Source organism: Brevibacterium sp. SIMBA_078, assembly GCF_046534565.1.
Lineage (GTDB): Bacteria > Actinomycetota > Actinomycetes > Actinomycetales > Brevibacteriaceae > Brevibacterium.
Genome location: NZ_JAWRYQ010000002.1, coordinates 184785 through 197542 on the forward strand (window position 1 = coordinate 184785; position 12758 = coordinate 197542).

12 protein-coding genes and 1 tRNA gene are annotated in these 12758 nt (G+C 63.3%); 5 read left to right on the top strand and 8 right to left on the bottom strand.

Annotated elements, in window-relative coordinates:
* Window positions 1-21: 21 nt before the first annotated feature.
* Window positions 22-1239: a molybdopterin molybdotransferase MoeA gene (locus SB749_RS09160; RefSeq protein ID WP_410710079.1), complete on the bottom strand. Its 1218-nt coding sequence runs from the start codon at window positions 1237-1239 to the stop codon at window positions 22-24.
* Between the two features lie 111 nt (window positions 1240-1350).
* On the opposite strand from SB749_RS09160, the gene SB749_RS09165 reads away from it, so the two are divergent.
* The gene (locus SB749_RS09165; protein WP_410710080.1) at window positions 1351-2208 is read left to right on the top strand and encodes a CPBP family intramembrane glutamic endopeptidase; all 858 of its coding nucleotides are present in this window, start codon (window positions 1351-1353) and stop codon (window positions 2206-2208) included.
* Window positions 2209-2526: 318 nt separating this feature from the next.
* Here the strand turns inward: SB749_RS09165 and SB749_RS09170 are convergent, their stop codons facing one another.
* Window positions 2527-3996, bottom strand: coding sequence for a peptide MFS transporter (locus SB749_RS09170; protein ID WP_410710081.1), 1470 nt, complete (start codon window positions 3994-3996; stop codon window positions 2527-2529).
* Between the two features lie 147 nt (window positions 3997-4143).
* A complete protein-coding gene (locus SB749_RS09175; protein WP_410710082.1) occupies window positions 4144-5454 on the bottom strand; it encodes an MFS transporter in 1311 nt (436 codons plus the stop codon).
* A gap of 252 nt (window positions 5455-5706) precedes the next feature.
* On the opposite strand from SB749_RS09175, the gene SB749_RS09180 reads away from it, so the two are divergent.
* Complete coding sequence (locus SB749_RS09180) at window positions 5707-6126, top strand: phage holin family protein (RefSeq protein WP_039210811.1); 420 nt, start codon at window positions 5707-5709, stop codon at window positions 6124-6126.
* 72 nt (window positions 6127-6198) lie between these two features.
* Window positions 6199-6429 carry a hypothetical protein gene (locus tag SB749_RS09185; RefSeq protein ID WP_169252172.1) on the top strand — a complete coding sequence of 77 codons (231 nt, stop codon included), beginning with the start codon at window positions 6199-6201 and terminating at the stop codon, window positions 6427-6429.
* Window positions 6430-6521: 92 nt separating this feature from the next.
* On the opposite strand, the gene SB749_RS09190 is transcribed toward SB749_RS09185, so the two are convergent.
* Window positions 6522-7397 carry an alpha/beta fold hydrolase gene (locus tag SB749_RS09190; protein ID WP_410710083.1) on the bottom strand — a complete coding sequence of 292 codons (876 nt, stop codon included), beginning with the start codon at window positions 7395-7397 and terminating at the stop codon, window positions 6522-6524.
* Window position 7398: 1 nt separating this feature from the next.
* Window positions 7399-8304, bottom strand: coding sequence for a universal stress protein (locus SB749_RS09195; protein ID WP_410710084.1), 906 nt, complete (start codon window positions 8302-8304; stop codon window positions 7399-7401).
* Window positions 8305-9088: 784 nt separating this feature from the next.
* On the opposite strand from SB749_RS09195, the gene SB749_RS09200 reads away from it, so the two are divergent.
* Together SB749_RS09200 and SB749_RS09205 are read left to right on the top strand one after the other, a co-directional pair.
* Window positions 9089-9316, top strand: coding sequence for a hypothetical protein (locus tag SB749_RS09200; RefSeq protein WP_157070552.1), 228 nt, complete (start codon window positions 9089-9091; stop codon window positions 9314-9316).
* A gap of 93 nt (window positions 9317-9409) precedes the next feature.
* Window positions 9410-9482, top strand: a tRNA-Ala gene (locus tag SB749_RS09205).
* 102 nt (window positions 9483-9584) lie between these two features.
* Here the strand turns inward: SB749_RS09205 and SB749_RS09210 are convergent.
* The 3 genes from SB749_RS09210 to SB749_RS09220 form a co-directional block, all read right to left on the bottom strand.
* The gene (locus tag SB749_RS09210) at window positions 9585-10157 is read right to left on the bottom strand and encodes a methylated-DNA--[protein]-cysteine S-methyltransferase (RefSeq protein WP_410710085.1); all 573 of its coding nucleotides are present in this window, start codon (window positions 10155-10157) and stop codon (window positions 9585-9587) included.
* Window positions 10158-10220: 63 nt separating this feature from the next.
* On the bottom strand, window positions 10221-11678 hold the full coding sequence (locus SB749_RS09215) for an AlkA N-terminal domain-containing protein (RefSeq protein ID WP_410710086.1): 1458 nt from the start codon (window positions 11676-11678) through the stop codon (window positions 10221-10223).
* 32 nt (window positions 11679-11710) lie between these two features.
* Window positions 11711-12736, bottom strand: coding sequence for an arsenic resistance protein (locus tag SB749_RS09220; RefSeq protein WP_410710087.1), 1026 nt, complete (start codon window positions 12734-12736; stop codon window positions 11711-11713).
* Window positions 12737-12758: the final 22 nt, after the last annotated feature.

The following is a 12758-nucleotide window of genomic DNA, read 5'->3' on the forward strand; positions in this document are numbered from 1 at the left end:
AATCCGACAGGGCGGACGGCATCAGCACTCGAGGTAGTCGACCGCCGTGCCTGCGCACAATTCTGCTGAACCACGCGGGGCATCGGTGCCGGCAGGGATTCTGATGATCACATCGGCCGTGGCGAAGTTCGGAAGCTTGGCCCGGTCGGCGGGGAGGATCTCCCCCGATTCGGTGAAGGTGCCGGGACGGAACGTGACGGCGTTTCCGTGTGGTCGCAGGTCGGGGCCTGCGAGAATTCCCTTCCTCCATCTCTGCCGCAGAAGCTTCCCTGTCAGCAGCGAGCCGACGAAGAGGTGGAAGGCGACGAAAGCTCCCTGTGGAGTGCCGGGCAGATGAATGAGCGGCAGAGTGCCGTAGAACCCGAATCCCTGTGGCGATCCGGGTCGCATAGCCAGTCGGCGGAATGTCGAATGGTCGGGTTCCAGGACCTGACGGACGACTTCGAAGGCACCGGCGCTGATACCTCCGGTCGTCACCACGAGGTCGGCCTCGGTGCTCATCGTCGTGAGCACACCGCGCAGCTCGTCGGCGTCGTCGCTGCACGTGACTTCGACGGGGTCGGCACCGAAGCCGCGGACGGCGGCGGCGAGCATCGGCAGGTTCGAGTTGAAGATCGCGGCGGTGGCCGCCTCGGTGCGGCTCTCGCCTGTCTGGTCGGTGCCCTGGATTTCGTCTCCGGTGACGATCAGACCGATGCGGGGCCTCCGGACCACGTCGATCTCGGTGACGCCGAGCATCGCCAGCACGCCGACTCCGGCCGAGGTGATCCGCTGCCCCGCGGTAAGGACGATGTCGCCCCGGCTCATGTCCTCGCCGATCGCGCGGATATTCCACTGCGCAGGCACTGTCTCGGGCAGGGAATCGATTCTGATGGCGTCGGGCGCCGGCCCGGTCTGCTGAGCATCGGTGAGCTCGACGGGGACGACCGCCTCGGCGTCGGTGGGAACGGGAGCGCCCGTCATTACGCGCACCGCGCATCCCGTCTGCAGAGTGACGGCGGGATGTCCGGCGGGAGTGTCGCCGACGACTCGAATGGACTTGCCGTCGCGGGCGGAGTTGAGGGCATCTCCGTCGAGGGCGAACCCATCCATCGCCGAGGCGGCGAAGCCGGGCACCGATCGTGGAGCTGTGATATCCGTTGCCCTGGTGCGCCCGAGAGCACTGCGTACCGGCGTCGTTTCGGTGTGCAGGTTCGGTGCCAGTGCGGCGATGAGCTCGCAGTACTCCTCTGGGTCCAATGATGTCCTTCCCTCGCTCCGATCCTACTTGCGATTCGTCACGGCCAAGCGCGATGATCCGGTGCGCCACTGGCTGAAGATCCGGTGCGGCTCGGTCCGGGTTCGTCTACAGTGTGGAGCGTGGACACTGACCGAGCAGTAACCATCGAATCCTCACAGTTGAAACCGCTCAGCTGGGAGGCCGCTGCGGCTGCCTTGCTGGCGGTCTCGGCGGTTGTGCTCTTCGGCGTCGGAACGACGTTTCCGCAGGTCCGCGCCTTCGGATACGCTCCGATGCTCGCGGCCCTGATCATCGCGTGGAGTGTCAATCGGAGGTTCGCCAGAGACCTCAGCATCATCGCCGCGTGTCTCGCTCTCATCTCGGCGATATCGGTCGAAGCCGATATCTCGTGGTCGAACATCGCACGCATGGGCGTTGTGCTCTCCGCCGTCGTCATCGGCCCTTGGCTCGTGACTCGTTATGTGTTCGATGACAAGACGATCCAGTTTCCGCTGCGTCGCGGCCAGCCCTGGTCGCGGCTGGAGTGGGCCTGGCTGGTCTTCGTCGTTGTGGTCGCTTGGGCAGTGCTGCCGCAGTACTTCATGCGCACCGGGGTCTACCTCAACTGGCCCCCGCTGACGAACTGGTCGGAGATTATCCGGCTGTTCTTCGGGGTCAACGCCGTGGGCATCTGGGACGAACTGTTCTTCATCTGCACGGTCTTCGCCCTCTTGCGCAAACACTTCTCGTTCTGGACTGCGAACGTATTCACCACGATCATCTTCGTGTCGTTCCTCTGGGAACTCGGCTACCGGTCGATCGGACCGCTGCTGACGATCCCCTTCGCACTCGTGCAGGCCTTCATCTTCACCCGCACGAAGTCACTGCCCTACACGGTCACGGTGCATCTGCTCTTCGACGCGCTCGTGTTCCTCACGATCGTCCACGCCCACCACCCTGACGCGCTGCCCATCTTCATCGGCGTCTGACCCAGGGGTCACGTCCCACGCGCTCGCTGAGGCTGTGCCGCGCTGTGCTTGCGATTCACCCAGCCAGCGTCACGCACTCCAGCCAGCGTCACGCCCTCCCGTCGGTCGCGTTTCCTCCCCTCGACCGCACGCCCTCCCACCCTCAGCAATTCACACCGTTGCTCCGGCATCCATCACCCGTCGGGCCACACCCTCGTGCTGCAACGCTCTGAAACGACACTGCGGGTGAGAGATGCCGCAGGCAACGCCGAAGGCCCCTGCGAGTCTGTGACTCACAGGGGCCCTCGGGCTGCACTGACTATGCGCGCAGCGACTGAATCAGCGGATTCCGCGCAGCAGCCCCAGCATCGGCTTCGTCAGCGTCAGCGCAAGCAGACCGAGCACGACCGACGATCCGCCGATCGACAGCCAGTAGGGTGTCTGGTTAGCGGTGTCGAAGTACCCGCCGAGCACACCGGACAGGGCCGTACCGACACCCGAGGCGAGGAAGAACACGGCGATCATCTGCGACTGGAAGACCTTCGGTGCGACCTTCGTGGAGAACGAGAGTCCCACCGGCGAGATGAGCAGCTCACCGAAGACGAACACGGCGAGGGTCAGACATACCCACAGCAGCGGGGTCTCATTTTGCCCGGCCTCAGCGAAGGGCAGGAACATGAGGAAGCCGATGCCGATGAGCACGAGAGACAGTCCGGCCTTGACAGGTGTCGAGATCTGCTTGGGTCCGAGCTTCATCCACATGGTCGCGAACAGTGGGGCGAAGACGATGACGAAGAACGCAGGGATCAGCTGGATCCAGTTGATCGGCATCTCCCAACCGAAGATCGAACGGTTGAGCTGGGTATCCGAGTAGACGGTCAGCACGCCGAAGATCTGCTGGTACATCGACCAGAAGATGACGACGGTGATGAAGAATGGGATATAGGCGAGGACGCGGGAGCGCTCGTCGCCTTTCGTCTGCCGTGAGGTGTACATAACGATGAAGTAGCAGGCGGCCGCACCGGCAGAGATGCCGGCGATCCACCAATCGAGGTTCTCGGGGTTGACGACCTTCGTCATCCACAGAATGACGGCGAGGAGAACGACGACCACGACGGCCACGACGAAGAGGTAGAGCTTGTTCTTCGGCAGCGGGTTGACCGCCACCCGCGACTCCGGCGGCAGATTCTTGCGACCGGTGAGGTAGATGACGAGACCAAGGGCCATGCCGATCGCGGCGGCCCCGAAGCCGTAGTGGAAGCCGATGTTCGACTGCAGCAGACCTGTGATCAGCGGTCCGAACAAGGCACCGATATTCACGCCCATATAGAAGATGGTGAAGCCGGCGTCACGACGCGGATCCTTCTCTTCGTAGAGTTCGCCGACCAGTGCGGAGGCGTTCGCCTTGAGACCGCCCGAGCCGAGCGCGACGAGGATGAGACCGACCGCCACTCCCCCGAAGCCGGGGATCAGAGCCAGGCAGATGTGGCCTGCCATGATGATGATCGCTGAGTAGAAGAGGACCTTCTCCGCTCCAGCGAGGCGGTCGGCGATCCAGGCGCCGAGGATCGTGGCGAGGAAGACGGCACCGCCGTACGCACCGACGATGCCCACGGCCGTACCCTGCTCCATTCCCATGCCGCCGTCGGTGACGCTGAAGTAGAGGTATATCGCGAGGATGCCGTTCATCCCGTAGTAGGAGAATCGCTCCCACAGTTCCAGGCTGAACAGCTGCATGAGCGGCAGAGGGTGTCCGAAGAAGCGGGTGTCGCTGCGGACGGCCTCGGTCGTCGAGGTGCTTGAAGACATTGTGTGCTTTCCGTAGTGGTGTGAGAGGCCACGATCCGTGGCGCATTTCACGATGGACCAGCGGAAATCATACTCCTCGGTTTTGCCGTGGTCACACCTGGCAATGCCTGGGACACGCCGTCCCAGAAAGCGGAAAGTCGGAGTGATTCAGATCTCTTCTTCGCCGTCTGTTACGCGCTGCCGTGACGGCTTGACAGCGTTCTGATCGCGGCGCTTCCCGACGAACAGATTGAGGACACCGGCACACAGGACGATCGCCGAGGCGGCCACCGGGACGGCCATCGCCACGGCCGTTCCCTGATCCTCGGCGAGGATTCCGTTGATCGCCGAGGACACCGATTGGCCGACGATGATCGCCGACCCCGCCATCGACATCACGGTCGCCGAGCGTCCGAGCGGTCCCCGTTCGGCGGCGAGGCTGAAGAGGGTGACGAGGCTCGGCCCGATTCCCGTGCCCATGAGCAGCAGAGCCATGACGATGATCGGCATCGATTCCGTCGACGCGAGGACGACCGAGCCCGTGACCAGAGCCGGCGCGAAGCACAGCAGTCGGGCCCACAGCGCGAACGCTGAGGGGAACAGCGCCACCGAGATCGCCAGCACCGCAGAGCCGATGCCCATGACTCCGTAGATGAGACCGGCTTCCTCCGGTCGGCCGATGTCGTTGGTCAGCGCGGTGAGAGCGGTGAGGGTGGAACCGAACACCATGCCGACGCCGAACACGCCGAGGATGATGACGAAGACACCAGCGGTGAACATGTCCTTGGCCGGAGCACGCTCGCCGAGGCTGCTCGACGTCCCCGTCGAACGCGCCCGACCTGTCGGGTGGAGTGCGAAGGCGGAGACGAAGACGAGCGTCATCACGATCGCCCCGATGATGGGCGCGACCGGGGTGAAGAAGGTCGCCAAGAGTCCGACCAGGAAAGGTCCGAAGACGAAGATGACCTCATCGGCTGCGGATTCGTAGGCCATCGTGGCGTTGAGCACCTTCGGCCGCCTCGACAAGGGCAGCACGGACATGACGATGTCGACGATGCGAGACCGCGACATGGGGGCGACCTGAGGTGAGGTGGCACCGATCGCGAAGGCGGCGATGAACACGACGATATCCGGCAGCGGGCTGAAGACGACCCATGCCATGAAGGTCAGCGCCAGGCAGTTGAGGATCCCGGCGATGAGCAGAACGTAGCGCTGACCCCAACGATCAGCGGCCGCCCCGATGAAGGAACCGAACAGAGCCGTGCCCAATCCGACCATGGCGGAGTTGATCCCGCCCAGGCTCAGCGATCCGCGTGCGGCCACAACGAGGGTGAGCACACCGACGACGATCATGGCGAAAGGCATGCGGGCGACGAAGGCGATCGGGAAATAGCTGCGCCCGACGGCCGAGAACAGAGTCGGTGAAGACTGCTGCGCGGTGGTGCGCCGAGCCGAGGAGGGTGTGTCGCTGTCTGTCATATCAATCCAGTTTCTGCTCCCGCTCGTCCGGGAGGTCGTGCCGCCGTGGTGACCTGGATCAAATCACTCGGTAGGTGCACGCTGTTGGTCTGAGAAAGTCGAACCGAGGGGTTCCCCTTCAGGCTACTGTGTCTGGCGATCCGATTCGAGTGCCAGTGCACCAAGCGACGTTGAGTTTGATCACCATGGCACGGACCTCATTCCCATCCGCGACTCAGAAAGAACGCAGATCGGTCTGCGAGGATGACGGCTATGAACTTCTTGTCTCGCGTCATCGTCAACGCCTGTGCGATCTGGGTGGCGGCCTGGATCCTGCCGGGTGTGACGATCACAGGGAACCGGGTCGTCGAGGAGCAGGCCGGAGCCATTCCGGCGATGATCATCTCCTACCTCGTCATCGGCCTCATCTTCGGATTGGCGAACGCCTTCATCAAACCGATCCTCAGCTTCGTCTCGGCTCCGATCACGTGTCTGACCCTGGGACTGTTCTCCATCGTCATCAACGCGATCATGTTGGCGCTGACGAGTTGGCTCAGCGGGTTCACCCCGTTCGAATTCACCATCGATTCGTTCTTCTTCTCCGCCATCTTCGCCGCGATCATCGTCTCGATCGTCTCGGCTCTGCTCGGTTGGCTGGTCCCGGAGCGAAGCGCCGAACACGACCGGAGATGAGCAAAGTCCTCTACGCGATGTAGACTGTTGCTGAGAGTCAGCTGACCACCAGAAACATCGCCGGAGGAGACCATGTCCGATATCGCCGCCCCGAAGAGAACCCGCAATTCAGCATCGTTCGCCGATGTCGTCGTATTCGTCTTCGCCTTCGCTCTGTTCGTGTTCGGGCTCTACCTCTTCGGAGCCTCATTCTCCTCACCTGAGGGAACCGAGTTCTGGGTGTTCTGGGGTGGTCTGCTCGCGTCGTGCTTCGCATTCCTCGTGCCGATCCTCTACCGCTGGGCACGCGACTCCCGACGCTGATCTCCAACACGGCTTGAGAAGGGCCGCTGCGCTGATGCGCAGCGGCCCTTCGTCGATTCACCGGCTTTCCCTTCGTCTTGTCACACGCCGAATCACCCGTCGACTCGCCGGTGACAGAAATCCATGATCGCCGAGGCGGCTTCCTCCGAGCGCTCATAGTGCACAAGGTGGCCCACCCCGCCCAATTCCACGAAATCGGCGTCGGGGAGCTTCTCCACAAACGCGCGGGTCGGGCCGATCGGGGCGATGGCGTCCTGGTCGCCGGCGATGACGAGCGTGGGCATACACAAGTGGTCGGCCACCTCGGTGACGGTGTGCGCGACCGACGTCGCGAAGGCCTCTGACAGAGACGTGCGGTCGGCGAACGACGAGAAGTGCCGCGCGTGCTGATCATGGATGTACGAACGCAGGCCGGGATCGCCGGTCGTGGCCATGGCCACACTCATGGCGCGGACGATCACGGGGTTGCTCAGCAGGGCACGACCGGCGCGCTCGGGCAGCCGCGCGCCGAGGGCATAGTAGGCGCGGGTGACCGCGGTGAGGAAGCGTGCGGGTCCTTCGAGGGCGGGGCTGGTAATCGGATTGATGAGCACGAGCTCGTCGACGACGTCCCGGTGGGAGGCTGCTAGGTGGCTGACCAGGATCGATCCGAAGGAGTGCCCCACCAGGATCGGTGTCACGCCCCGCTGCCTGCCCACCTCGGCGCGCAGAGCGAGGAGATGATCGACGAAGGCCGAGAGCGACGAGCCCGAATCCAGCGGGGCAGTGAGACCGAACCCGGGCAGGTCGGGCACGACCACCTCGCGGTCGGTGATGCTGCCGGCGATGAGGTCCATTCCATGATGGTCCCCACGGAAGCCGTGCACCATCAGCAGCGGACGCCGACGCCGGTCACCCGGATAGAGCCACGCGGCCGTGCTGTGGGAGACCAGCCGGATGTCAGTCCGCTGTGATTGACGTATCCGCACCTCAGTCGGTTTCGGCGGTGTGCAGTCGACTCACGGCACGTCGGGGCACGACCACGACCGGAACGGGCAGGACACGCAGCAGGCGGCGAGCCCTCGCACCGATCGCGACCTTGCCTCCGTGGCCCAAGCGGCTCGATCCGATGTAGGCGAGGTCACCGGGCTGCCAGTCGATGGTCTCGGCGGCCTCTTCGATATCGGCTCCGGCCTTCGTTCTCACTGTCGCGCGGCCAGAAGCCAGCATCTCCGAAGCGTCGTCGGCCAGCACCGCTCCCCCGTACTGTTCGGCGAATTCGGCGATCTCGGCGACCTCGTCATCATAGAGTCCGTCGTTCTCGATCAGGGACAGCAGCCTGAGATCGACTCCGAGGCCGACAGCCGATTCGATGGCCGCTCCGATGAGTGACGAAGCACCTGGACGAGCACCGTAGAGTGCGGTCACACGCGAGATCGGACCGATATCGGATCTGCCCGACGGGGCGAGCACAACGGGCACCGTCGATGAGTGCAGCAGCGACGAAGCGACTGTGCCGATGCGCAGTTGGCGCATCAGTGTGGTGGCCCGTGCACCGATGATGATGCCCAGTGCGCCTTCCTGCTCGGCGACCTCCATGAGTCCCTTGGATTCGTTCGAGGCGATATGGATGCAGCCTCTGGAGCGGATGTCATCGGGGATGAGTGCCAGTGCTTCGTCCAGCCAATCGTCGATCTGCTGGGCCACGATCCCGGCCCCGTCCTTGGGCACGGCGCTGCCGGCGAGAATCGTCGATGATTCCGGACGGACGATGGTGACCACGAGCTCCACGTCGATGGACCGCGCGATCGAAATGGCCAGCGAGATCGCGTCCCGGCCCCGATCCGTGGCGATGTATCCGACGACCAGACGTCGGGTGGTGGCGGTCTCTGACATCCTCAACTCCTCAAGCTGCGCGTCCGACTGATGCACGTCTCCTCTGATTCTACGTCGGCCCAAACAGCGCTTCGACCAACAGTTTCCACGAACCGTCTTTCTCACCCGAACAGACGAAGTGAAAATTTCTGAGAAAATAATGAACAAAACTCCCACACACAATGAAAGCTGTGCTAAATTCGACAGTGCAATTACGGATTCGCAGACACCACCCTGATTGCACCTTGACAATAGCGGACGTTGACGCCGTCCCCACGAGATCCACGACCATGAAAGGAGAGCAGTTACGATGATGAATTTTCTTGCAGGCCCTGACCTTCGAACACCCCGGCATGAATACGCTGCCTGCCCGATTGGCGGACAAGGACTCGTCGGCTGACACAGCCGTCTCTCACGTCTTTTCCACCGGTTGGCTTCCGGCCACCGTTGTCTCTTGAGCCACCGGTCGCCTGAGAACTGGCATTCTTCACGCTTCACGCGCTGACTTCGAACTCTGATCGGCCGTCACTTTCAGCTGAGTGCTGCACTGCCGTACACCCAGCTGTCCGACTCTCTTCCGTTCTGAGTTCGCGGTTTTCCGAATTGCATTCTCTCTTTCGCGAAAAGCGCTGTGTCATTGACGCATTTCAGCAGATGCATTTCTCCTCATCTGCATTGTGCATCTTTTTTTGAACAGCACTCTATTAAGAGACCGATTTTTCCGATTCTCATTTCCCTAACGCCCTTTGGGGATATCTCCCGCCCATTTGCGGATATTCCCTGCCTGAAAATCAGAGGACAGATTGTGTCGACCACATTCCCATTCACCTATCCACGCCGCTGGGCCCTGAGCACTGGGATGAAGCTCATCCGTTGGGCTCGCCGGCCCGGCCCAACCACCGAAACCCGTCGTCGAAAGTCTGCCGCCCGCCAGCAGGCTCGACTGCGCGAATACGCTCGTGAGCAGCGTGTCCGCGAACTGCGCGAACGGGACATCGTGCGCTACCTCAGCCAGGTCCGCCCATACATCTGAGCCGAAGAAGTGAGCCATACCTGGCTGTGTCGAGCGTCACTCTCCCCTGATTTGGTCTCTCACCCACACGTGGGTAATATTGATCAGGCAAGCGGGGGTATGGCGCAGTTGGTAGCGCGTCTCCATGGCATGGAGAAGGTCAGGGGTTCGAATCCCCTTACCTCCACCGCTGAAGGGCGGGGATCCGAACAAGGATCCCCGCCCTTCTTGCTACCTGACGGGGGTCCCGCAACCTGGCGCGAGGTTGCTGGCCCCCGTCAGGTAGTAATCAGGGGCGGGTCTCTAGGGTGAGGAGCTGGCGCTTCTTCTCTTCTCCCCAGGCGTAGCCGGTCAGGGATCCGTCCGCTCCGATGACTCGGTGGCAGGGCACGATGATGCTGATGGGGTTCTTACCATTGGCGGCCCCCACAGCACGGGCCGCACCGGGTCGTCCCAGCATCTCGGCCAGTTCACCGTAACCTGCGGTGCTTCCGTACGGGATCTGCGTCAGCGCCTGCCATACCGAGCGTTGGAATTCCGTTCCCTTTACTGCCAACGGCAGATCAAATGCTGTGCGCCGGCCGGCGAAGTACTCCCCCAGCTGCACTTCAGTGCGGTGGAAGATCTCCAGGTCGTCTTCCGGAGTCGGTTCGACTCCGAACGTTCTGTCGAGTCGAGCATCGATCAATTCGGAGACCTCCAGATAGAGACCAGTGAGATGGACTCCGTCGGAGGTGAGCAGGACCGGTCCCAGGTCCGTGTCGAGGATCGTCGTATATACCGGTGCCGAGGCGGTCGGCAGGTCGATGACGGCGGTGGGTTTCCGTGCGGTGTCGGGTTGGGTCGGGGTCGACGTGGTCATGTCTGCGTGTCCTTCGTGTCGGTGAGTGATGGGTCGAATCATTCGTTGGTCGGAGTCGGACTGTCAGGGTTCCGGGCTGCGGGCGTGATGTGCCCACAGGAGGTGGGTGAGGTAGGAGCGCCAGGGACTGCAGTTCATAGCGACCAGCGTCCAATCGGCAGGTGCCGCTGAATTCTCATCGAGATCGGCGATGGCCTTCTTCACGCCTAGGTCGGAGCCCATGAAGACGTCGGGATCTCCGAGGGCCCGCATCCGAATATAGCCGTTGCTCCACGGACCGATTCCGGGCAGTGCCAGCAGGCTCCGGCTCGCGTCCTCGCGGTCGCTGCCGGTGCCGAGGTCCACACTGCCGTCGGCCAACGCCTGCGACAGTGCGTGAATCGTCCGGATCCGACTTGCCGTCAGAGCCCAGTCCGATACGGGTATCGCGGCGATCGCCTCCGCGGTGGGAAAGACTCGGTCGACTCCTTCGAGCCTCAACTCCTTCGGCAGTGATTCTCCTGCGCCTGAGACAAGGCGTTCCAGATGGGTCCGAGCGGCGGCCAGGGAGATCTGCTGTCCGAGAACTGTGCGCAAGGCCAGTTCGACGGGGTCGCTGTGGCCCGGCGAACGAAGTCCCGGATGTTCGTCGACGAGGCGGCGCAGCCCCGCCGACCGCAGTGTATCGGCGATCGCCTCGGGGTCGGCGTCGAGGTCGAGGAGGCGCCGGACCCGTGCGACAGCGCTGCCGAGGTCGCGGGTGTCCGCCAATCGGAGGCGGCAGTCGACGAAGTCCCCGGCCCCTTGCCGCACCATGATCACGGCGGGACCGTGAGCCAGCCGCAACGAGCGGGTATAAGCGCCGTCCGAGACGTTTTCGATCCCGGCAACGGCTCTTGCCTCGAGATACCCGAGCAGATGCGAGAAATCGAACGGCGGCCGATATGCCAACCGGAGTACGACTTCGTCGGCCACCGAATGTTCGGCACCGGCTCTGCGCAGCTGTCGTGGGCTGACCGAATACATCGTGCGGAACGTGTCGTTGAACTGTCGGATACTGGAGAAGCCGGCGGCGAAGGCGATGTCGCTCATCGGCATCGAGGTTGCCTCGATGAGCGTCCTGGCAGTGCGCACCCGTTCGGTGCGGGCCAGCGCCAAAGGCCCGGCACCGAGCTCGGCATGGATGAGGCGCCCGAGTTGGCGAGTGCTGTAGCCGAGTTCAGCGGCGAGGGTTTCGACTCCCACACGGTCGACGGCACCATCGCGGATGAGGCGCATGGCTCGGGCCACGACGTCACCGCGGGTGTCCCACTGCGGCGAATTCGGACTGGCATCCGGGCGGCACCGGCGGCAGGCCCGAAAACCGGCATCTGCCGCAGCCGCGGCGGTCACGAAGAAGTCCACATTCTCCCGGCGCGGAGTTCTCGCCGGACACGACGGACGGCAGAAGATCCCGGTGGTGCGCACCGCCGTGAAGAACATTCCATCGAAGCGTCGGTCACGGGAAGTGACTGCCTGATAGCACTGGTCGGAGGTGAACATAAATCCATTGTCCGCTCCGAGGAGAACGATTACTAGCGGTTTTCGGTCACGGCAGTCGCCGGCACCAGACGAGGGAGGACACGCACGAGGACGATCAGAACGATCAGCTCGATGAGAGTCTGCGTCACGACCCCTGCAGAGCCGATTCCATCCCCGATGACCGCCCGCACGATCGGAAGCATGACGAGGGAATTGCGCGTGACGGCGGAGAGGATCACAGCACGAGATCTCTGCGGACCGACGTGCAGAGCCCGGGTGACGCCCCACCCGATCATGGTCATCGCGACGGCGAAGACGGTGAAGACGACGGCCACGGTCCCCAACTGTCCGACGGATCCGGCGATCATCGGGGTGACCGAGGCAGTGATGACGAGCAGGGTCAGCGTCATGACCGGATCCATCAGACGAGCGCTCGCGGCGAGGGGCCGCTCCAGTCGTGGCGTATGGCGGGCAAGTCGACGAACGACGACGGCAGCCGTAAGAGGAATGATGATGAACAGCACCAGTGCGCCGACAAGCGGGCGAACAGGCAGATCGATGCTCAGCCGCCCTCCGGTGACCGCCCACAGCATCACGGGCAGCAACAGCAGCTGAGCGATCATGAGCACGGGAGTGAGCATCAGCAGCCGATCGGCGGCGCCTCCCGCAGCGCGTGTGAATGCGATGACGTAGTCGATGCAGGGGCACAGCAGCACGATGAGCACAGCCGGCAGCAGCGGATCAGCAATGTCGAAGACCGTGATGAGCCCGGCGACGACCAGCGGGACGATGAGGAAGTTCAAGGCCGCCGTCACTGCGAGAAGAGGCAGATCGCGAACGGCGCGTAGTCCCGTTTCGAAGGGGATGTCGAGGAACGTGAGGAAGAGCAGGGCGATGAGGCAAGGCGTCAGGGCAGCTTCGGCCAAAGCGGCGAATCCGGAGACTCCGGCACCGAGGATGACACCGAGCACGGCACCGCCGAACCACCAGAGCGTCTGCGTCGAGGGGTTGCGAACGGCGTTCGAACTCGTCTGAGCCGACGGCTTATCACGTCCGAACTCCGGGCAGGAAGGAGGCACAGCCGATCGGCCGATCAGTCGG